Annotated in this window: 15 protein-coding genes; 9 read left to right on the top strand and 6 right to left on the bottom strand. The window is 69.8% G+C overall.

What is annotated here, in order from left to right; genetic code table 11:
- The first annotated feature begins 18 nt into the window (after window positions 1-18).
- The 4 genes from ACFQVC_RS12580 to ACFQVC_RS12565 are packed head-to-tail and all read left to right on the top strand — an operon-like array spanning window position 19 to window position 3,964.
- Complete coding sequence (locus ACFQVC_RS12580) at window positions 19-942, top strand: ABC transporter permease (protein WP_381830113.1); 924 nt, start codon at window positions 19-21, stop codon at window positions 940-942.
- Window positions 935-1,912, top strand: a complete 978-nt coding sequence (locus ACFQVC_RS12575; RefSeq protein ID WP_381830110.1) for an ABC transporter permease — start codon at window positions 935-937, stop codon at window positions 1,910-1,912. Before ACFQVC_RS12580 ends, ACFQVC_RS12575 begins: the two co-directional genes overlap by 8 nt.
- An 8-nt stretch (window positions 1,913-1,920) precedes the next feature.
- Window positions 1,921-2,904, top strand: coding sequence for an ABC transporter ATP-binding protein (locus ACFQVC_RS12570; protein ID WP_381830108.1), 984 nt, complete (start codon window positions 1,921-1,923; stop codon window positions 2,902-2,904).
- Window positions 2,897-3,964: an ABC transporter ATP-binding protein gene (locus ACFQVC_RS12565; protein WP_381830106.1), complete on the top strand. Its 1,068-nt coding sequence runs from the start codon at window positions 2,897-2,899 to the stop codon at window positions 3,962-3,964. Before ACFQVC_RS12570 ends, ACFQVC_RS12565 begins: the two co-directional genes overlap by 8 nt.
- 146 nt (window positions 3,965-4,110) lie before the next feature.
- Here the strand turns inward: ACFQVC_RS12565 and ACFQVC_RS12560 are convergent, their stop codons facing one another.
- The 5 genes from ACFQVC_RS12560 to ACFQVC_RS12540 form a co-directional block, all read right to left on the bottom strand.
- Entirely contained in the window at window positions 4,111-5,262 is a 1,152-nt protein-coding gene (locus tag ACFQVC_RS12560) for an ABC transporter ATP-binding protein (RefSeq protein WP_381830104.1), read from the bottom strand.
- On the bottom strand, window positions 5,259-6,338 hold the full coding sequence (locus ACFQVC_RS12555) for an ABC transporter ATP-binding protein (protein ID WP_381830102.1): 1,080 nt from the start codon (window positions 6,336-6,338) through the stop codon (window positions 5,259-5,261). Before ACFQVC_RS12555 ends, ACFQVC_RS12560 begins: the two co-directional genes overlap by 4 nt.
- 17 nt (window positions 6,339-6,355) lie before the next feature.
- Window positions 6,356-7,333, bottom strand: coding sequence for an ABC transporter permease (locus ACFQVC_RS12550; protein WP_381830100.1), 978 nt, complete (start codon window positions 7,331-7,333; stop codon window positions 6,356-6,358).
- A 108-nt stretch (window positions 7,334-7,441) separates the two neighbouring features.
- A complete protein-coding gene (locus tag ACFQVC_RS12545) occupies window positions 7,442-9,238 on the bottom strand; it encodes an ABC transporter substrate-binding protein (protein WP_381830098.1) in 1,797 nt (598 codons plus the stop codon).
- A 22-nt stretch (window positions 9,239-9,260) separates the two neighbouring features.
- On the bottom strand, window positions 9,261-10,301 hold the full coding sequence (locus ACFQVC_RS12540) for an ABC transporter permease (RefSeq protein WP_381830096.1): 1,041 nt from the start codon (window positions 10,299-10,301) through the stop codon (window positions 9,261-9,263).
- Window positions 10,302-10,737: 436 nt separating this feature from the next.
- Between ACFQVC_RS12540 and ACFQVC_RS12535 the strand changes: the two genes are divergently transcribed.
- Complete coding sequence (locus ACFQVC_RS12535) at window positions 10,738-11,781, top strand: hypothetical protein (protein WP_381830094.1); 1,044 nt, start codon at window positions 10,738-10,740, stop codon at window positions 11,779-11,781.
- A gap of 82 nt (window positions 11,782-11,863) precedes the next feature.
- On the opposite strand, the gene ACFQVC_RS12530 is transcribed toward ACFQVC_RS12535, so the two are convergent.
- Window positions 11,864-14,098, bottom strand: coding sequence for a S9 family peptidase (locus ACFQVC_RS12530; protein ID WP_381830092.1), 2,235 nt, complete (start codon window positions 14,096-14,098; stop codon window positions 11,864-11,866).
- 237 nt (window positions 14,099-14,335) lie between these two features.
- On the opposite strand from ACFQVC_RS12530, the gene ACFQVC_RS12525 reads away from it, so the two are divergent.
- From ACFQVC_RS12525 to ACFQVC_RS12510, 4 genes are all read left to right on the top strand, one after another.
- Window positions 14,336-14,530 carry a hypothetical protein gene (locus tag ACFQVC_RS12525; RefSeq protein WP_381830090.1) on the top strand — a complete coding sequence of 65 codons (195 nt, stop codon included), beginning with the start codon at window positions 14,336-14,338 and terminating at the stop codon, window positions 14,528-14,530.
- Between the two features lie 46 nt (window positions 14,531-14,576).
- Window positions 14,577-15,503 carry an N-acetyl-1-D-myo-inositol-2-amino-2-deoxy-alpha-D-glucopyranoside deacetylase gene (gene mshB, locus ACFQVC_RS12520; RefSeq protein ID WP_381830088.1) on the top strand — a complete coding sequence of 309 codons (927 nt, stop codon included), beginning with the start codon at window positions 14,577-14,579 and terminating at the stop codon, window positions 15,501-15,503.
- Window positions 15,504-15,531: 28 nt separating this feature from the next.
- Window positions 15,532-15,912, top strand: a complete 381-nt coding sequence (locus ACFQVC_RS12515; RefSeq protein WP_381830546.1) for a DUF6113 family protein — start codon at window positions 15,532-15,534, stop codon at window positions 15,910-15,912.
- A gap of 163 nt (window positions 15,913-16,075) precedes the next feature.
- Window positions 16,076-18,424, top strand: a complete 2,349-nt coding sequence (locus ACFQVC_RS12510; protein WP_381830085.1) for a hypothetical protein — start codon at window positions 16,076-16,078, stop codon at window positions 18,422-18,424.
- The last annotated feature ends 85 nt before the right edge of the window (window positions 18,425-18,509 follow it).

Here is an 18,509-nt window from a genome sequence, read left to right as displayed (position 1 = left end):
CTACCCACGGAGCCTGACTTGGGACGCTATGTGATCCGGCGGCTGCTCCAGATGATCCCGGTGTTCATCGGCAGCACGTTCCTGATCTTCGTCATGGTGTACGCGCTCGGCGATCCGGTCGCCGCCCTCTTCGGCGACAAGGCGCCCGACCCCGCCACCGCCGCCCGTATCCGCAAGGAGCTGTATCTCGATCAGCCGCTGTGGAAGCAGTATCTGCACTACATGGGGCAGATCTTCCAGGGTGACTTCGGGACCGCCTTCAACGGCCAGAAGGTCACCGAACTGCTCGCCAGCGCCTACCCCGTGACCCTGCGGCTCACCATCGTCGCGCTGGTGATCGAGCTGATCGTGGGCATCTCGCTCGGTGTGCTCAGCGGGCTCAAGCGCGGCCGTTTCATCGACAGTTCGGTCCTTGTGCTCACCCTGATCGTGATCTCGATCCCGACCTTCGTCAGCGGCTACGTCCTGCAGTTTCTGTTCGGCGTGAAATGGGGGGTCGTACGGCCGACGGTGTCGTCGGACGCCCCCTTCAACGAGCTGATCCTGCCCGGCATCGTGCTCGCCCTGGTCTCCCTCGCGTACGTCACGCGCCTGACCCGTACCTCCATCGCGGAGAACGTACGCGCCGACTATCTGCGCACCGCCGTCGCCAAGGGCCTGCCGAGACGCCGCATCATCACCCGCCATCTGCTGCGCAATTCACTGATCCCCGTGATCACCTTCATCGGCACCGACATCGGTGCGCTCATGGGCGGCGCCATCGTCACGGAGAAGATCTTCAACATCCATGGCGTCGGCTACCAGATCTACCAGGGCATCCTGCGCAACAACGCCCCCACGGTCGTCGGCTTCGTGACCGTCCTGGTGATCGTCTTCCTGCTCGCCAACCTGATCGTCGACCTCCTTTACGCGGTCCTGGACCCGAGGATCCGTTATGCCTGAGCCGCACGACCCGAAGCAGTCCGTCGCGGCCACCGGTGGCGGCGGCGCGATGGATCTGGCGATGAGCGAGGCACAGACCCTGGAGAAGACGCCCGGCGGGCCCGGCGGCCCCGGGCCCGAGACCAAGGCGCGCAGCCTGTGGTCGGACGCCTGGCACGAGCTGCGCCGCAACCCCGTCTTCATCGTCTCGGCGCTGCTGATCCTCTTCCTCGTGATCATCTCGATCTGGCCGGGGCTCATCGCCGACGGCGACCCGTTGCAGTGCGATCTGTCGAAGTCCGAGGAAGGCTCACAGCCCGGCCATCCCTTCGGGTACGACACCCAGGGCTGCGATGTCTACACCCGTACCGTGTACGGGGCGCGTGCCTCCATCACCGTCGGCATCTGCGCCACCATCGGCGCCGCGCTCCTCGGCAGTCTGCTCGGCGGGCTCGCCGGGTTCTTCGGCGGCTGGTGGGACGCGCTGCTCTCCCGGATCGCGGACATCTTCTTCGGCATCCCGGTGATCCTCGGCGGTCTGGTACTGCTCTCGGTGGTCACCAGCACCACCGTGTGGCCCGTCGTCGGGTTCATCGTGCTGCTCGGCTGGCCGCAGGTCTCCCGTATCGCCCGCGGCTCGGTGATCACCGCCAAGCAGAACGACTACGTACAGGCGGCGCGGGCGCTCGGCGCGAGCAACGGGCGGATGCTCCTTCGGCACGTCGCGCCCAATGCCGTCGCGCCGGTGATCGTGGTCGCCACCATCGCGCTCGGCACGTATATCGCCCTGGAGGCCACACTCTCCTTCCTGGGCGTGGGACTTCGGCCCCCCACGGTCTCGTGGGGCATCGACATCTCGAACGCCGCGCAGTCCATCCGCAACGCCCCGCACATGCTGCTCTGGCCCGCGGGCGCCCTGAGCATCACGGTGCTCGCGTTCATCATGCTCGGCGACGCGGTGCGCGACGCCCTCGATCCCAAGCTGAGGTGACCGGTCGCATGTTGCTCGACGTACGCGATCTGCAGGTGGAGTTCCGTACCAGGGACGGGGTCGCCAAGGCCGTCAACGGTGTGACCTACTCGGTGGACGAGGGCGAGACGCTCGCCGTGCTCGGCGAGTCGGGCTCCGGCAAGTCGGTCACCGCGCAGGCCATCATGGGCATCCTGGACTCGCCGCCCGGGAAGATCACCGGTGGCGAGATCCTCTTCCGGGGCAAGGACCTCCTCCAGTTCAAGGAGGACGAGCGGCGCAAGGTGCGCGGCGCGCAGATGGCGATGATCTTCCAGGACGCGCTGTCCTCGCTCAACCCGGTGCTCTCGGTCGGCGACCAGCTCGGCGAGATGTTCATCGTGCACCGCGGGATGTCCAAGAAGGACGCGCGGGCCAAGGCGGTCGAGCTGATGGACCGGGTGCGTATCCCGGCGGCGAAGGAGCGGGTCGGGCAGTATCCGCACCAGTTCAGCGGCGGTATGCGTCAGCGCATCATGATCGCGATGGCGCTCGCCCTGGAACCCTCGCTGATCATCGCGGACGAGCCGACCACGGCACTCGACGTGACCGTGCAGGCCCAGGTCATGGATCTGCTCGCGGAGTTGCAGCGCGAGCTGAACATGGGCCTGATCCTGATCACCCACGACCTGGGCGTGGTCGCGGACGTCGCCGACAAGATCGCGGTGATGTACGCGGGCCGCATCGTGGAGCACGCCCCGGTCCACGAGATCTACAAGGCCCCGGCCCACCCGTACACCCGCGGCCTGCTCGACTCCATTCCGCGCCTGGACCAGAAGGGCCAGGAGCTCTTCGCCATCAAGGGCCTGCCGCCCAACCTGATGGCCATCCCGCCCGGCTGCGCCTTCAACCCCCGCTGTCCGCGGGCCCAGGACATCTGCCGCACCGAGGTGCCGCCGCTTGCCCGGGTGACCGAGGACGGGACCCGGCAGAGTGCGTGCCACTTCTGGAAGGAGACGCTGCGCGATGCCTGAGCTGACCGAAGAGGTGGCGGACGCGAGGCCGGCGCCGTCCGGGGAGCCGATCCTCGAAGTGCGGGGCCTGGTCAAGCATTTCCCGCTCACCCAGGGGGTGCTGTTCAAGAAGCAGGTCGGCGCGGTCAAGGCGGTCGACGGCGTCGACTTCGCCCTCACGGCGGGCGAGACCCTCGGCATCGTGGGGGAGTCCGGCTGCGGCAAGTCCACCGTCGCGAAGATGCTGGTGAATCTGGAACGGCCGACGGCGGGGGAGATCCGGTACAAGGGCGAGGACATCACCCGGCTGTCGGGCCGCGCCCTGAAGGCCGTACGCCGCAACATCCAGATGGTGTTCCAGGACCCCTACACCTCGCTCAACCCGCGTATGACGGTGGGCGACATCATCGGCGAGCCGTACGAGATCCACCCCGAGGTGGCCCCGAAGGGCGACCGGCGGCGCAAGGTGCAGGAGCTCCTGGACGTCGTCGGTCTCAACCCCGAGTACATCAACCGCTACCCGCACCAGTTCTCCGGCGGTCAGCGCCAGCGCATCGGCATCGCCCGCGGCCTCGCCCTGCGCCCCGAGATCATCGTGGCCGACGAGCCGGTGTCCGCGCTCGACGTGTCGGTGCAGGCGCAGGTCATCAACCTCCTGGACAAGCTGCAGAACGAGTTCGATCTGAGTTACGTCTTCATCGCGCACGACCTGTCCATCGTGCGGCACATCTCCGACCGCGTCGGGGTGATGTACCTCGGCCGGCTCGCCGAGATCGGCACGGACGAGCAGATCTACGAACACCCCACGCACCCCTACACACAGGCGCTGCTCTCCGCGGTCCCGGTGCCGGACCCGGAGGCGCGGGAGCGGCGCGAGCGCATCATTCTCACGGGAGATGTGCCCTCGCCCGCGAACCCGCCGTCCGGGTGCCGCTTCCGCACCCGCTGCTGGAAGGCGCAGGAGCGGTGCGAGCTCGAGGTGCCGGAGCTGGCCGTTCCGGCGGAGTTCCGGACGGCGGACGGTCCCGAGGCCCATCCGTCGGCGTGCCACTTCGCGGAGGAACGGCACGTGGTGGGCTGACAGTTCACTCCTGAAAGGGGGCGGGCGGGCCGGTCCCGTGGCAGCCGGCCGGCCGGTGAACAGCGCCGCGGGCCGCGCCCGCCCCGGTGCGAAGGGGGATGCGGCCCGCGGCCCCGCCGGAGGCGCTGAGCTCGGGTCAAGGGGCGTCAGTCGACCTCCTCGATCGCGGCGAGCGCGGGGTCGAGGATCACATCCTCCTCCCGCGCCGCGATCGTGGGCTCCTCCGGGAAGTGGCACGCCGTCAGATGCCCTTCCCTGTTACCGGCGATATGGACCAGCGGCGGCACCTCGGCCGCACACTTCGCCTCCGCCTTCCAGCACCGGGTGCGGAACCGGCAGCCGGAGGGCGGGTGGATGGGGGACGGCACATCGCCGGCGAGCCGGATCCGCTCCCGGCCCTCCCCTTCCCCCTCGTCCTCGAACGTCGCCTCCGGCACCGCGGAGAGCAGGGCGTGGGTGTACGGATGGCGCGGCCGGCGGTAGATCGAGTCGCGGTCGCCCACCTCCACGATCCGCCCCAGATACATCACCGCGACCCGCTGCGAGAAGTGCCGTACGACGGCCAGGTCATGGGCGATGAACAGGAACGCGATGCCCAGCTCGCGCTGGAGCTCCTGGAGCAGATTGACCACCTGGGCCTGGATGGAGACATCCAGGGCCGAGACCGGTTCGTCCGCGATGATGAGTTTCGGCTCAAGGCCCAACGCCCTTGCCACACCGATCCGTTGGCGCTGGCCGCCGGAGAACTCGTGCGGGAAGCGGTTGTAGTGCTCGGGGCTGAGCCCGACCACCTCCAGGAGTTCGCGCACCCGCTTCTCGCGCCCGCCGGGCGGCATCACCCCGTTGATCTCCATCGGACCGCCGACGATGGTGCCCACGGTCTGGCGCGGGTTCAGGGACGCGTACGGGTCCTGGAAGATCATCTGGATCTCGGGGCGGATCGGCATCAGCTGCTTGCGGCTCGCATGTGTGATGTCCCGCCCCCGGTACGTGATGGTGCCGCCGGTGGGCTCCAGGAGGCGGGCCAGGGTCCGTCCCATGGTGGACTTGCCGCAGCCCGACTCGCCGACCAGGCCGAAGCTCTCGCCGCTGTGCACGGTGAGGTCGATGCCGTCGACGGCCTGGACGGCGCCCACGCGGCGTTTGACCGGGAAGCCGCCCATGATCGGGAAGTGTTTGACCAGGTTCTCGGCGACGAGGAGCGGCTCTCCGGGCGCCGCGTCCTGTGCGGTGGCGGCCGGGCCGGCCTCGCGCGGCGCCGGCACTTCCGTACCGCCGCCGTTCATCGGGTCCTTCATCGCTGCTGCCTCCGCTCCCCGAGCCGCGGCCTGATCCGCTCCGTGAAGATGGTGTGTTTCTGCTCCGGTGTGAGATGGCAGGCGGCGCCGCGGCCCTCGGGCAGTTCGGGCCGCTCCGTGCTGCAGCGGCCGCCGTTCACGTCGCCGGGGAAGCCGCACCGCGGATGGAAGGGGCAGCCGGGCGGCGGGGCGAGCAGGCTCGGCGGGGCGCCCGGGATCGGCGTGAGCGGTTCCTCGACGGCCGAGGTCAGCTTCGGCATGGATGTCAACAGGCCCCAGGTATAGGGGTGTTGGGGGGAGCGCATCACTTCGCGCACCGTTCCGCGCTCCACCGCGCGGCCCGCGTACATCACCAGGATGTCGTCGGCCGTGCGGGAGACCACCCCGAGGTCATGGGTGATCAGGATGATCGCCGAGCCGAACTCCTGCTGGAGGTCCTTGAGGAGGTCGAGGATCTGCGCCTGCACCGTCACGTCGAGCGCGGTGGTCGGCTCGTCGGCGATCAGCAGATCCGGGTTGCAGACCAGGGCCATGGCGATCATCGCGCGCTGGCGCATACCGCCGGAGAACTGGTGCGGATAGTCGTCCACCCGCAGCTTGGCGCCCGGGATGCCGACCTTCTCCAGCATCTCGACGGCACGCTCCCTGGCCTCGCGCCGGGAGGCGCCCAGGTGTTTGCGGTACGGCTCGGAGATCTGCCGGCCCACCGTGTAGTACGGCGAGAGCGCGGTCAGGGCGTCCTGGAAGATCATGGCCATCTTGTTGCCGCGCAGGTGTTCCAGGGTGCGTTCGCCCGCGCCGATCAGATACTGGCCGTCCAGGACGATGTCCCCGCTCACGCTGGTGGTCTTCGGGTCGTGCAGGCCGAGGATCGACAGATTGGTCACGGACTTGCCGGAGCCCGACTCGCCGACGATGCCGAGCGTCTGGCCGCGCTGCAGATCGAACGAGACGCCGTCGACGGCCTTGACGATCCCGTCCTCGGTGGCGAACGAGACATGCAGATCGCTTACCGAGAGAAAGCTCCCGGCCGGTGCCTTCGCCGGGTCGCCGGATTCCTTGGTCACGGTGGTCACTTGAGCGCTCCTCGCCGTCAGGAAAGCCGCACACGCGGGTCGATGAACGCGTACGTGGCGTCCACGAGGATGTTGAAGAGGATGATCGCCGTGGCCGCGAAGAGCATCACGCCCATCAGCATCGGCAGATCCGTGTTCAGGACCGACTGCACCGCGAGCCGTCCGAGCCCCGGCAGGGTGAAGGTGAACTCCGTGATCACCGCGCCGCCGAAGAGCGAGCCCATGTCGATGCCGAAGATCGTCACGATCGGGATCAGCGAGCCGCGCCAGGCGTACCGGAAGAAGACGGTGCGGCTGCTCATGCCCTTGGCGCGGGCGGCCTTCACATGTTCTTCCTGGAGCTGCTCGATCATCGAGGAGCGCGCCATACGGGTGTAGTTGGAGATGAAGATCAGGGAGAGCACGAACCAGGGGATGAGCAGCCCCGCGAGCCAGCCCGGCGGATCCTCGGTGATCGGCACGTACTTCGGCTGCGAGAACCACTCCAGGCGGTAGACGAGCAGCGCGAGCAGCAGCGGACCGACGAAGTAGATCTGCATGGAGCTCAGTGCGAGCGAGGTGGAGCTGACGATCTTGTCGGTGAGGGTGCCGCGCCGCCAGGCCGCGATCATGCCGCCGCCGAGGCCGAAGAGCAGGAAGAGCAGCGCGCCGCCGGCCGCGAGCGAGACGGTCGTCGGGAAGCGGTCCAGGATCGTCTCCCACACGGGGCTGTTGTCCACGAACGAGTAGCCGAGGCAGGGCGCGGGGCAGGGCCCGACCGCGAACTCACGCCCGGCGAAGATCCCGGCCATGAACTCCCAGTACTGCACCGGGATCGGCTTGTCGATGCCCATGTTCTTGCGGATGATCTCCAGCGCCTCGGGCGTGCAGTTCTTGCCGCAGGCGAGCAGCGCCGGGTCGCGCGGGATGCTGTAGAAGAGGAAGAACGTGAACGCGCTGATGATCGCGAGAATGACCAGGGCGCCGAGGGACCGGCGGGCCAGAAATCGCAGCATGGCGGGCAGCTTTCGGGGTACGGCCGCGGGCGGCGGTGTGGCGGGACCGTGCGGGGGGCGCCCGGCGGGCGGACGCCCCTCGCACACACGGTGGTTACTGCGCGACCGTCACTGCTTGACGTACAGCTTCGTCGGGTCGGTGCCGTTCAGGTCGTCGTTGTAGATGGCGCCGCCGATCTTGGACCCGGTGACCTGGGTCTGCTTGTAGTAGTAGGCGGGGACCACCGGCAGGACCTCTTCGAGGATGTACTTGTTGAGCTCCCACCACTCGGTGGCCGCCTCCGCCGGGTCGGCGATCTTCAGGATCCGGTCGATCTCCGAGTTGATCTTCGGGTCGTTGACGTGCGAGTAGTTGTTCGCGCCGTCGGCGATCTTCCGGCCGTCGAAGAGCGGCGGGATCACGGTCGAGGAACTCGGCCAGTCATGGCCCCAGTTGTTGCGGTACAGGTCGTACTTGTTGTCCCGCTTGCCGACCAGGTCGTAGTAGGTGTCGGCGGGCAGTTCCTTGCGCTGCACGTTGAAGCCCGCCTGCTTGAGTGCGTCGGCCACGGCCACGGAGACCTGCTGGTCCTCGGCGCTGTTGTTGTAGGCGTAGGTGAGCTTCATGCCCTCCTTGCCCGCTTCCTTCAGGAGGGCCTTGGCCTTCTCGGGGTCGCCGTTGGGCTTCTTGAGCTTGCCGTACGGGTCGTACTTCGCGTCGTGGCCGGGCAGCAGCGGGCTGATCAGGCTCGCCGCGAGGTCGCCGCCCGTGGTGCCGCCGTAGGGCGCGAGCACGGACTTGATGGGCAGCGCGTGCGTGATGGCCTCACGGACCTTCTTGTCCTTGATGCGGTCCATGTTCATGGCGAACTGGGCCACATAGCTCTGATAGCCGCTCATGGAGCGGGACTTGATCTCCTTGTCGCCCATCACCTTCGGCATCGAGCCCGCGTCCACGAAGTTGGTGAAGGCGGCCGCGTACTGGTTCTCACCGGTGTCCGACATGACGCGCTTGGCGTAGTCGTCGCTCTGGTGGTTGAAGGTGATCTCGAACTTCTCCGGGTACTGGTGGCGCGCGGAGTCCGTCTTCGGGTCCCACTCGGTGTTCTTCACCAGGGTCATGGACTTGCCGGACTTGAAGTCCTGGATCTTGTACGGGCCCGAGGCCACCGGCTTCTTGTCGTACTTCTCCTTGGTGTCCTTGGCCTGGGACACCACGCCGTAGCCCGCCATGCCGACCGCGTACGGCAGGTCGTTCTGTGCCTTCTTGAACTTGAAGACGACCGTCTTGTCGTCCGGCGTCTCAAGGATGCTGTCCGGCAGATGCTTGCCCTTGTACGGGCCGTCCGGGAGCAGCTTGCGGTACTCGGTGCCCGCGGTGTTCGCCAGCCAGGACTGCACGAAGGTGGGGCCCTCGGTGATGAAGGGCGCGAACTGCCGCTCGAAGGTGTGCCGGATGTCCTTGGACGTGATGGGTGAGCCGTCCTCGAACTTGATGCCGTCCTTGAGCTTGTACGTCCAGGTCTTGCCGCCGTCGCTCGGCTTGCCGCTGTCCGTCGCGAGGTCGCCGACGACCGTGTACTTGCCGTCGTTGTCCAGCTTGACCGTGGTCAGCCGGCGGTGGATCAGGGTGGCCAGCATGCCCTCGTCGGAGACGTAGATCTGCGCGGGGTCCGTGTGGGCGAAGCTGTCGCGCTGCAGGATCCGGATGGTGCCGCCAGGCTTGGCGCCCGGCACGTCCTCGGCCGCCCCGCTGGAGGCCTCGGCGTCGGCGAACTCGATCAGGCCCTGCTCCTTGGCCTTTGGCCCCTGCTCCTTGCCCTTGCCGTTGCCGCCGCCTCCGCTGCTGCAGGCGCTGAGCACCAGAGCCCCCGCGGCGAGCGCCACTACCGCGGCGCGTCCTCTGCGTACCTGAATACCTGTCATGGCTGTTTGCGCACCTGCCCTTTCAGCGGTTGGTCTTGGGGTCGAACGCGTCCCGGACCGAGTCCCCGAGGAGGTTGAAGGCCACGATGAAGATCACCATGGCGATGCCGGGGAAGAACATGTAGGTGAAGTCGTTCTCGTAGTGGTTGGCGCCGATCGCGAACATCCGCCCCCAGTCGGGGGTGGGCTCGACCAGGCCCACGCCGAGGAAGGAGAGCGCGGCGATGGAGGTCACGGCCTGGGGCAGCATGTAGGTGCCCTGCACGAGGATCGGTGTGACCAGGTTGGGCAGCAGTTCCTTGCGGATGATCCGCCACGGCGAGGCCCCGCTGACCTTCGCGGCCTCGATGAACTCCCGCTCCCGCAGCGACAGGGTGGCCCCGCGCAGGATCCGTCCGAGCGTCATCCAGCCCAGGAACCAGAGCACCAACACCAGGGCCAGACAGCGCACATACGTCGGAGTCTCGTCCGCCGGGTCCACGAACAGGGCGACCACGATCGGCATGAAGGCGACGAAGAACAGCTGGTTCGGAAAGGCCATCAGAAGATCGATGATCCGGCCGATGAAGTAGTCGGTGCGGCCGCCCAGATAGCCGGCGGTCACCCCGAGAATGATTGCAGTGAGCACCGATATCAGAGTGACCGCGAGCGCCAGGTAAAGCGAAGTCCGCATTCCGTATAGGAGTTGGGTGAAGACATCGCGGCCAAGAATTGGTTCAACTCCGAACCAGAACTCTCCGCTCACCCCTCCGTTCGGTGCGATCGGATAGCCGAAGTCGTTCAGAAGATCGTCTCTGAGCTGTCCGTAGCGGGTATACGGATCTTTTCCGTAGAGCTTGGAGATCAGCGGGGCGAGCAGTGCGACGGCAAAGAAGATCCCTACGACACAGGCGGAGATCACGCCGGAGCGATCCCTTTTGAAGCGGATCCACATCAGTTGGCCGGGTGATCGTCCGGCCAGTTCCGTGCCCGGTCCTGTTCCCTTTCCGAGGCCGCCGTCGGGATCGAGTCCGGGAGGGATTCCCGGGGAGTCCTGGGAATCGGTCCTGGGTGAGCTGGTCATGACGTGTGGACCCCCGCACTCGAAGAAGGTGGTACGCGGCACGTCACGGTCAAAGCGCCGTGATTTGAGCGGACTTTCGCAACAGATCGAGTGCGCAGTCAAGAGTTTGGCGGTCCCGATGAAAGATCCGCCGGCTTCTTGAGGGAAATTTCTGCAGATCGATTTTCCGGCGTGCTTGACGGCCGTGCCGGGCGCCCGACGTTTATCGATTAACGGGGCTCAATTTCGTTTACGTGGAGGCAACTTCACTGACGCACCTCCGATATACGGACGCGTCACGCTGTACAACGTACGGCCGTGCGGGTGCCGTGGACCGGCCGGGGTGCGCCATGTCTCTCCGGCCGGTCGCCCGTTCCCGGCGCTCGGCTACCCGGTTGCCGTTGCCGCACTCCCGCCTCTTGTTGAACGTTCGCCGCGGCGGGAGTATTTGGGCCTCATGGGGCAGCCGCAGATACTCACGCGCGGAGCGCGGACCACCGGAACCGTCGCCGCCGGCCTTATCGCGCTCATTTCCCTCGTGTGGATCGTGCGCGACCTCGCCGAGACCGAGGGCCCCGGCTCGGTGTGGTGGATGTGGTCGGGACTGCCCGCGGCGGACTACTCGGGCCAGGGGGTCGGCGTCACCGGCCTCACCGATCTCGTCCTGGTCCTGGTGTGCGGGGCCGTGGCGGTGACGGCACCGCGCTCGCCGTCCGCCACCTCGGCCCTTGTCGCCGCCGGACTGCTCACGGTTGCCCTGCGCGTACCCAGCCTGTGGATCCTCACCTCCGACTGGATGCGGCTCTGGGGCGACCAGGACCAGCGCACCCAGGCACTCGCGAGCGCGGGCACCGCCGTCGGCCTGGGAGTGGTGCTGCTCATCACCGCCGCGGTGGGCCGCCGCGCGCCCGACCACGGCGGCTACGGCGGCTACGGATATCCGCCGGCGCCCGCCGGCCCCGACGAGGAACCCGTCAGACCCGGCAACGGTGCGGCGGCCACGGCCTTCCTCTGCCTGGGCGCAGCGGCCTGCGTACGCGCCGCCTGGGAGGTCTACTACGTCCAGGAGTACGGCTGGGACGTCTACCGCAGCGCCCTGACCGGCGGCCGCAACAACGTCCTGTCCCTGCTCTACACGCCCTCGGCCTGGGGCGCCCTCACCGTGGTCCTGATCGCTCTGGTGGCGGCGGTCGCCGCGCTGCGGCACGCGGCGTTCAGCCGCCCTCTCGGCATGGCGGCGGCCACCGCGATCGGCCTGTGGGGTGCGCTCGGCCTCAGCGTGGCCGTCAAGGCGGATCTCTTCGACGGCCTCTGGGACGCCACCCTCAACCTCCAGCTCACCGTGCTGAGTTCGGCGTTCTACGTCCTCGCGGGCATCGTCGCGCTCCTGGCCCTCGCGGCGCGCGGCGCACACGGGCCGGCGGGCGGCGCGCCCGCCTGGGACCGGGCACCCGCTTCGTACGGCCCGCCGCCGCCCTCTTCGCCGCCGCCGGGCTGGTAGGCCGCGCGCCTGCGGAGCCCGGCGCCTCTGCGGAGTCCCGCGCGCCTGTGGAGTCCCATCCCCTGAAGAGAGGGGCCCCGGCTCACGCCCCCAGCGTCCGCTTCAGGAAGTCCACTTGGAGCAGCAGCAGATTCTCCGCCACCTGCTCCTGCGGGGTCATGTGCGTCACCCCGGACAACGGCAGTACTTCGTGCGGGTGGCCCGCCGCGAGCAGCGCCGAGGAGAGCCGCAGGGTGTGCGCCACCACCACGTTGTCGTCCGCGAGACCGTGCACGATCATCAGCGGCCGCGCCGGGCCCACGGCGTTCGACAGACCGTCATCGGTGACCAGGGAGTTCTCGGCGTACACCGCGGGCTGTGCGGCGGGGTCGCCCAAGTAGCGCTCCGTGTAATGGGTGTCGTAGAGCCGCTGGTCCGTGACCGGGGCGCCCACGATGCCCGCGTGGAAGACGTCAGGGCGGCGCAGGACCGCGAGGCCCGCCAGATAGCCGCCGAACGACCAGCCGCGGATGGCGACCCGGGAGAGGTCGAAGGGGAAGGCGCCGGCGAGCGCCTGGAGCGCCTCGACCTGGTCGTCGAGGACCGCCGACGCCAGATTGTCCTTGATCGCCTTCTCCCAGGCGGGGCTGCGCCCCGGCGTACCGCGGCCGTCCGCGATCAGCACGGCGAAGCCCTGGTCGGCGAACCACTGCGACGTCAGATACGGATTGTGGGCGGCCACCACGCGCGCGTGGTGCGGCCCGCCGTACGGATCGAGCAGCACGGGCAGCGGACCGTCCGAGGCGCGGTAGCCGGTGGGGAGCAGGACGGCGCACGGGATGCGCCGCTCGCCCGCCTCGGTGAGCGTCACGCGCGGCGTGATGCCCGGCTGCTCCGCGTACGACGCGACGAGCGCCAACTGCTTGCGGTCACGCACCACTTGCACCTGCGCGCCGGGGTGGTCCGGGCGTGCCGACACCAGTACCGTCACGCCGCCCGAGCGCACCGCGGAGTGCACCCCCGGCTCCTGGGAGACCCGCTCCACCCCCAGTTCGTTGACGCGGTAGACATGGGTCTCACCGGTCTCCGCCGCGCTCGCCGCCGCACCCGCGGACGCCGCGACGAGTACATCCTCGTCGGTGATGTCGAGGACCGCCCGCACATGCAACTGCGGTCCTGTCAACGGGCGTTCGCCGACCGTCAGGACCCGCGCCCCGCCCTCGTCGGCGATCCGCACCAGCTGCCCCGAAGGCGACCAGGCCGGCACCCCGGGCAGCAGTTCGAGCCACTCCGGGTCGTCGTCGGCGTGCACCATGCGGGTCGTCCCGGTGTCCGGGTCCACGGCCAGATACAGCTGGCCGCGCTGGTCGCGGGACTGCACGAGCAGCAGCGGTGCGCCCGCGGCCGACCAGTGGGCACGGGCCAGATACGGGTAGCGGGCGCGGTCCCAGGTGACCTCGGTGCGGCTGCCGTCCAGGCCGAGGACGAACAGGCGCACCTCGGCGTTGGGGGTGCCCGCCGAGGGGTAGGCGACCGCCGTCGGCTCGTGCTCGGGGTGCGCCGGGTCGGCGATCCACCAGCGCCGCACGGGGGAGTCGTCGACCCGCGCGACCAGCAGCCGGTCGGACTCGGGGGACCACCAGTAGCCGCGCGAACGCCCCATCTCCTCGGCGGCGATGAACTCCGCGAGGCCGTACGTCACGGTGCCCGCGCCGGTCCGTCCCGCGGTGCCCGCGTCCGTGCGTCCCGCGGTGCTCGCGTCCGTGCGTCCCGCGGTGCTCGCCTCCGCCTCGGGCTCCGTGTCAGGATCGGCGAGCGCGCGGTCGCCGTCGCCCTCCGCGCCGATCACGCGCAGGGCGCCCTGCGCGACGTACGCCACATGACGGCCGTCGGGTGAGGGGCGCGGGTCGATCACCGGGCGCGGGACGGGCAGTTCACGCGCGGTGCCGGCGCGCAGCTCGGCGGTGAACAGACGTCCCGACAGCGCGAACGACGCCAACTCCACGGCCGCGTCCGTCGCATAGCCGACGATGCCCGAGCCGCTCTCCCTGCTGCGCTCGCGGCGGGCCCGCTCCGCCGCGGACAGCTCCTCGGTGGCGCCGCGCAGCAGAGCCGCCGGGTCCGCGGCGATCCGCTCCGCCACCTCGCTCTCCGACGAGGCCTCAACATCCATGACCCACAGCATGTTTGCCCGGTCCGTGCCCGAGCGCGAACGAAGGAACACCACCCGCCTGCCGTCCGGTGAAACGGTGAAGGCGCGGGGCGCACCCAGGGTGAACCGCTGGGTGCGGGCGTGCTGTCGAGGGAACGAGAGCTGTGGGGGCAGTGGGGAGGTCATGCCCCCGAGGCTACTGATCGCGCCCGGTTCATGCGCCTGATCGCGCAGCCCGCATGCGCCCCTCGTGCTGCCGTGCACCGAGTCATGCGGACACACGGAAAGTTATGATCCGTAGCGCTGGGTGGGTATACACCTTGCGGTGCCCGTATGGGCGTGCGAGTCCCTCTGCTGCGGCCCTTGTGGCCGCCGCTTTGCTGTGCTGAAAACGTCCCGCCTGCTCTTTGGAGGTGAGCCGCCGTGGCCCTGTCGATTTCGGCGGTGGTGCTGTTCGCGGTTGTCGTCGTGCTGCTGATCAAGAAGTCGGGGTTGAAGGCGGGGCACGCGATCGTGTGCGTACTGCTCGGTTTCTATCTGGCCAGCTCCTCCGTGGCCCCCACCATCAGCGAGCTGACGACCAACGTCGCGGGCATGATCGGCGACCTCAAGTTCTGACGCGCTGACGAGGGGCCCGCCGCCTGCGGGCTCGTAGGCTGGGGGCATGACGGAACTGTCCGACCGGCGTCTGCTCCTGGTGCACGCACACCCCGACGACGAGTCGATCAACAACGGCGCGACCATGGCCAAGTACGCCGCACAAGGCGCCCATGTCGCGCTTGTGACCTGCACCCTCGGCGAGGAGGGCGAGGTCATCCCGCCGTCGCTCGCACACCTCACGGCCGACCGTGAGGACGCCCTCGGCGCCCATCGCGTCGGCGAGCTGACGGCCGCGATGAAGGAGCTCGGCGTCGACGACCACCGCTTCCTCGGCGGCGCAGGGCGGTTCCGTGACTCGGGGATGATGGGCATCGAGCAGAACCACCGCGAGGGCGCCTTCTGGGCCGCCGACGTGGACGAGGCCGCGGTCCCGCTCGTGGAAGTGATCAGAGAGCTGCGGCCGCAGGTGCTCATCACCTATGACCCCGACGGGGGTTATGGCCACCCCGACCACATCCAGGCCCACCGGGTCGCGATGCGCGCCGCGGACCTCGCCGCCGAGCCCGCCTTCCGCAAGGACCTCGGCGACCCGCACGAGATCGCCAAGATCTACTGGAACCGGGTGCCGCGCTCGGTGGCCGAACGCCTCTTCCGCGAACTGCGCGACACCGCGCTCACCGGACTGCCCTGGGCGGCCGCGGCCGACATCGACGACGTGCCGGGAGTGGTGGACGACGCCGTGGTGACCACGGAGATCGACGGCCGCGCCTTCGCGGCGCGCAAGGCCGCGGCGATGGCCGCCCACGCCACCCAGGTCGCGGTCGAGGGCCCCTGGTTCGGGCTCTCCAACGACCTGGCACAGCCGCTCTTCGACATCGAGTACTACGAGCTGGTGCGCGGCCGCAGCGGCGCGGCACCCGGAGAGCGTGAGACGGATCTGTTCGCGGGCCTCCCGGCCGGCGGACCGGCGGACCAACGGAAAGCAAGGTGACGGCCCGGTGAGCACGCCCGGCGGATTCATGACAGAGCCCTTCAAGCCGGGGCGGATCGCCGTGTACGCACTGCTCCTTGTGCTCGGCGCACTCGCGGGGGCCGCCGGCGCCCTGGTCCAAGGTGCCTGGTCCGGGGGCGGGTTGGTGCTCGCGCTGCTCGGCGCGGCCGGTCTCTTCTACGGTGGTGCGCGGGCCACCGGCACCAAGGGCGGGGCCGTCGCGGCCGGCGCGGGCTGGCTGGTCACGGTGCTGCTGCTCACGGCGAGCAGGCCGGAGGGCGACTTCGTGTTCGCCGCCGGACTCGGCTCGTATGTGTACTTGTTGGGCGGCATGGCCCTTGCTGTGATGTGTGCCACGCTCGCGGTGCCGTCGCAACCGGCGCGGCCCGTCGGCCGACTTGGGAAGTGACGTACCACTTCGGGCCGCTGGGCACGGGGATTGCCGGTGGTCTCAGGATGACCGCCGGGCACGGCCAGTATGGTGGTGCGCGCCGCCGAGCTGCCCGCGCATGGCGCTGTACTCATGTCGATAGAAGATTGGCGGACGGCGGAGCCGATCGGGAGAACCTGCCTTGAGTCGTGAAACTGACAGTTCGTCCTCCGGGCCCCAGGGGCGCGGTGGAGCCGCGTACCCCTCGGGGACACCGCCGTACGGACCGCCTGGCGGCGACCGGAACGCGGGTGCCGACGGCACCCCCGGGTCTCCCTGGCGACAGGGCGGCGAGCCCGAGGCCGAGCAGCCCGCGACAGCGGACGAGCCGGAGACGCAGACCACGCTGACCACCCGGATCAGGATCAATATCCCCGGGTCGCGGCCCATCCCGCCGGTCGTCATGCGGACACCGATGGGGGAGGGCGGCGAGTCCTCGGAGACCACCGGCCCGTCGTCGCCGATCGGCGGCCGCAGGGACACGGGCGAGACTCCGGCCGACGGCACGGGTTCCGGCTCTCGCGCAGGTTCGGGCACCGGCTCCGGCCGGGGTGCCGCTTCCGCCGCGGGTGCCGCATCCGGCGCGGGCTCCGGTACGGGCTCCGGCTCCGGCACGGGTGCCGACGAGAAGACGAGCGACTGGTTCGCACCGCGCAAGCCCGCCGCGGGTGCGCCCGCCGCGGGGGGATCCGGTGCGCCCGGCATTCCCGGCGCCCCCGGCATTCCCGGCGCTTCCGGTCAGGGCGGCGGCAGTTCGTCCACCACGGGTGAGGCGCGGCGCGGCGATCTGCCGTACTTCTCCGGGAACCCGGGCCAGGGCGGCACCGACGGCCAGGGCATGCGCTCCCCGCAGGGCGGCCCCGACCGGCCTCCGATGGGCGGCCCCGAGCGTTCTCCGATGGGCGGCCCCGAGCGTTCCGCGATGGGCGGTCCCGAGCGTTCTCCGATGGGCGGCCCCGACAGCGAGCGGACCGGCTCCACGCGCAGGCCGGGCCGGATCGGTCCCGGCGGCGCTCCGTCGGCCCCGGCTCCCGGCCCCGGCGGACCGACACCGGGCCCCGGCGCCCCGGCCGCAGGCCCCACGGGCCCGACCGGCGGTCCCGTCACCGGCGACGGCCCGGTGCTGCCCGCCGCGTTCCAGACCGGCCCCTCCGGCGGACCCGGCGGTCCCGGCGGCGGCATCAGCGCGGGTCCGGGCGGCTTCGGCAGCCAGGGTCCCGGCGCCCAGGGTCCCGGCGCCCAGGGCTCCGGCGCCCAGGGCCCGCCGCACATGAGCGACGACACCGCGGTGCTCACCCCACAGGGCCCCGGTCCCGGCCACGACGCGCCGCCGCCCGGCGGCGGCCATGTCTCGGGGGACACCCTGACGAGCGGGATCCCCGTGGTGCCCTCGGGGAACACCGGGCAGCACAACTCGCCGTTCCCCGCGCAGGCCTCCCCGCACACTCCGCACACGCCCCCGGTGCTGCCGGACCCGCCGGGCCCACGGGCGCCGGAGAGCGACGAGACGGCCGCCGCCGCACCCGCCCCCAAGAAGAAGGGCCGCAACAAACTGGTCCTGATCGGCGTGGGCGTCGTGGGTCTGGCCGGTGTCGCCTACGGCGCCGGGCTGCTGATGAACCACTCCGACGTGCCCAAGGGCACCACCGTGCTCGGCGTCGACATCGGCGGCGGCACCCGTGACGAGGCCGTCAAGAAGCTCGACGCCGCACTCGGCGAGCGCACCAGCACACCGCTGCGGCTCGCGATCGACGGCGACAAGGCCACCCTCAAGCCCTCCCAGGCGGGCCTGTCCCTCGATATGCAGGCCACGGTGCGCAAGGCGGCGGGCAGCGACTACAACCCGGTGTCCGTGATCGGCTCCCTCTTCGGCGGCGAGCGCGCGGTCGACCCGGAGATGCCCACCGACGAGGAGAAGCTGCGCGACGCCCTGGAGCGGGTCGCGGGCACCTCGGGCAGCGCGGCCGAGAGCACGATCAAGTTCCAGCCCGGCAAGGCCGTTCCGGTCTACGGCAAGTCCGGCAAGCGGCTCAACCCGGAGGGCTCGGTGGCGGCCGTGGAGGCGGCGTACCGCACCCAGGTCGAGACCGGCAAGGCCACCCCGGTGCAGCTGCCCGTCTCGGCGGCGGACCCGAATGTCTCCAAGGCCGAGGTCGACCAGGTGATGAAGACCTTCGCCGAGCCCGCGATGTCCGGTCTCGTCACGGTGCGCACGGACGCCGCGCACACGGTGTCCTTCAGCCCCGAGAAGTCGATCTACAAGTTCCTCAGCATGCAGGCCAACGAGCGGGGCAAGCTGGTCCCGCACTACGACCTGAAGGCGCTGGAACAGCTCTACGGCGGCGCCTTCGACGGCGTACAGCTGACCATGGCCGACGGCACCAAGAAGCCGGTGACGCCGGCCCTCGTCGCCCAGGCCGTGAACCGGGCCCTGATCGGCAAGACGCCCGCCCAGCGGATCGTGCAGATCGGCCCGGAGCAGCAGAACTGACCGCGGAGCCGGCAGCACGACCAACGGCGACCCAGGGCGGCTGAAGGCGACCGACGGCGGCCGACGGCACTGAGTACGGCATGAC

Origin of the sequence: Streptomyces monticola (assembly GCF_042665355.1) — a bacterium.
Classification (GTDB): domain Bacteria; phylum Actinomycetota; class Actinomycetes; order Streptomycetales; family Streptomycetaceae; genus Streptomyces; species Streptomyces monticola.
Note: the sequence above shows the minus strand (reverse complement) of the source record. Positions and strands in the feature narration are given on the sequence as shown.

Coding starts and splice junctions, on each gene's coding strand:
- ACFQVC_RS12530 (WP_381830092.1), bottom strand. CDS start 14,098: ATGACCTCCCCACTGCCCCCACAGCTCTCGTTCCCTCGACAGCACGCC.
- ACFQVC_RS12535 (WP_381830094.1), top strand. CDS start 10,738: ATGGGGCAGCCGCAGATACTCACGCGCGGAGCGCGGACCACCGGAACC.
- ACFQVC_RS12570 (WP_381830108.1), top strand. CDS start 1,921: ATGTTGCTCGACGTACGCGATCTGCAGGTGGAGTTCCGTACCAGGGAC.
- ACFQVC_RS12575 (WP_381830110.1), top strand. CDS start 935: ATGCCTGAGCCGCACGACCCGAAGCAGTCCGTCGCGGCCACCGGTGGC.
- ACFQVC_RS12550 (WP_381830100.1), bottom strand. CDS start 7,333: ATGCTGCGATTTCTGGCCCGCCGGTCCCTCGGCGCCCTGGTCATTCTC.
- ACFQVC_RS12565 (WP_381830106.1), top strand. CDS start 2,897: ATGCCTGAGCTGACCGAAGAGGTGGCGGACGCGAGGCCGGCGCCGTCC.
- ACFQVC_RS12545 (WP_381830098.1), bottom strand. CDS start 9,238: ATGACAGGTATTCAGGTACGCAGAGGACGCGCCGCGGTAGTGGCGCTC.
- ACFQVC_RS12540 (WP_381830096.1), bottom strand. CDS start 10,301: ATGACCAGCTCACCCAGGACCGATTCCCAGGACTCCCCGGGAATCCCT.
- ACFQVC_RS12560 (WP_381830104.1), bottom strand. CDS start 5,262: ATGAAGGACCCGATGAACGGCGGCGGTACGGAAGTGCCGGCGCCGCGC.
- mshB (WP_381830088.1), top strand. CDS start 14,577: ATGACGGAACTGTCCGACCGGCGTCTGCTCCTGGTGCACGCACACCCC.
- ACFQVC_RS12515 (WP_381830546.1), top strand. CDS start 15,532: ATGACAGAGCCCTTCAAGCCGGGGCGGATCGCCGTGTACGCACTGCTC.